Origin of the sequence: Cryptosporangium phraense (assembly GCF_006912135.1) — a bacterium.
Taxonomy (GTDB): domain Bacteria; phylum Actinomycetota; class Actinomycetes; order Mycobacteriales; family Cryptosporangiaceae; genus Cryptosporangium; species Cryptosporangium phraense.
On sequence record NZ_VIRS01000086.1, the window covers coordinates 1 to 331 of the forward strand.

Annotated in this window: 1 protein-coding gene; it reads right to left on the reverse strand. The window is 70.1% G+C overall.

Translation table 11 applies throughout. The features are described from left to right. Window positions 1-330 (reverse strand): ATP-binding cassette domain-containing protein (locus FL583_RS39850; protein ID WP_420843245.1); only part of this gene is annotated, 330 nt, incomplete at its 3' end. Window position 331 lies beyond the last annotated feature (1 nt).

Here is a 331-nt window from a genome sequence, read left to right on the forward strand (position 1 = left end):
GTCGGCGGGGGAGACCCGGGCCAGGCGCAGCGGCACGCCGATGTTCTCGGCCGCGGAGAGGACGGGGATGAGCCCGAAGGTCTGGAAGACGTAGGAGACCTTGTCCCGGCGTAGCTGGGAGAGGCCGTCCTCATCGAGTGCGGTGACCTCGGTGCTGTCGATCGTGACGGTTCCGTCGTCCGGCCGGTCGAGGCCGCCGATGACGTTGAGCAGCGAGGTTTTCCCGGAGCCCGACCGGCCGACGAGCGCGACCATCGTGCCGGCCTCGACGTCCAACGAGATGTTCCGCAGGGCGCGGACGTCGCCGAAGCGGCGATCGACGTGGCGCACT